This is a genomic window from Salinicola salarius, assembly GCF_002179555.1.
Lineage (GTDB): Bacteria > Pseudomonadota > Gammaproteobacteria > Pseudomonadales > Halomonadaceae > Salinicola > Salinicola salarius_A.
The window spans coordinates 1-1,314 of sequence record NZ_NHOU01000104.1 but is presented as its reverse complement, the minus strand read 5'-3'; the positions used below and the strand labels follow the sequence as shown (position 1 = coordinate 1,314).

Here is a 1,314-nt window from a genome sequence, read left to right as displayed (position 1 = left end):
CAATCAGCACCCTCGTGAATGAGGCGGGCTTCAGCCGTAAGCTGTCGATGCCGCCTTAGTACTACAGTTGGAGATAAAGACTATACTTCGTTGAACGCCTGTTTCCGAACGAGGTGTGTCATGCTGAACGACCTCCTGACCCCTGAACGTCTGCGTGAGCAAGCCCATGCCTGGGAATCAGAACTCGCCTCTTGGGTGGTAGAACTGGGCCGTTACGTCAAGCGTGCTGAGGCCCGCGAGCACCTGGGTGCCTACCTGCGAGGCCTGCTGGGCGAGGTCACACGACGCAACAGCTGGCAACTGGCCGAGCACCAGGGCGATACACGCCCCTACGGCTTCCAGCACCTGATCAACCGCGCCCGCTGGGATGAAGACGGGGCCCGCGATGCGGTGCGACAACGTGTCTACCAGGCCTTGCGCGATGACGATGGGGTGCTGGTGGTCGATGAGACGGGATTCCTCAAGAAGGGTCGGCATTCGGCAGGCGTCAAACGCCAGTACAGCGGAACAGCCGGCCGGATCGAAAACTGTCAGATCGGCGTGTTTCTCGGTTATGCCAGTTGCTGGGGGCAGGGCCTGATCGATCGCGCCCTGTTCCTTCCTCGGGACTGGGCGGAGGATCGCGGACGCTGCCGTCAGGCGGGTATCCCTGAAGCGGTGGGGCACAAGCCCAAGACGGAACTGGCCCGGGACATGCTGGTACGCGCGCTGGACAGTGGCGTCACGGCCCGCTGGGTGACAGGCGACGCCGTTTATGGCGAGTCCTTCCAGCTACGCTGGGCCCTGGAGGAGCGCGGCCAGGGATATGTGATGGCGGTCAACCGCAAGACCCATGTGTGGCTGGGATTGAAGCAACGCAAGGTCGGTTATCTGCTAGCGACGCTGCAGGCGAATACCGAGTTCGGTTGGGCCCGGCTCAGCGCAGGCGCCGGGAGCCAGGGGCCTCGGCTGTCTGACTGGGTGTTTCTGGCCATCAATCCGGGACCGTTCGACGGGTGGCAGCGCGGAATGCTGGTACGTACGGCGCTCCTTGAATGGTACGCAGGAGATGACGGCGTACCTCACTTTCGCTCCCAATGGCACGTCACTTGAGGGCCTGGTACTGGCCGCCGGGGCACGGAGGAACATCGAGCGCTGTTTCCAGGAGGGCAAATCACAACTGGGGCCATGTCGCTCTGCGATTATTTACGACTATAGTAGTAGATTGGTGTCCATGATTGCTGGGCAAGATCACCCATCTCGACGCGGACAGAGCCATTGCAAGGAGATGTCCAAATGACTAGGCTCTACGCTTTGTCTGAAAAATGATGTCTT

Annotated in this window: 1 protein-coding gene; it reads left to right on the top strand. The window is 61.0% G+C overall.

Annotated elements, in window-relative coordinates; all coding sequences use genetic code 11:
• Nucleotides 1–120 precede the first annotated feature (120 nt).
• Complete coding sequence (locus CCD76_RS19315) at nt 121–1,092, top strand: IS701 family transposase (protein WP_218777092.1); 972 nt, start codon at nt 121–123, stop codon at nt 1,090–1,092.
• Nucleotides 1,093–1,314: the final 222 nt, after the last annotated feature.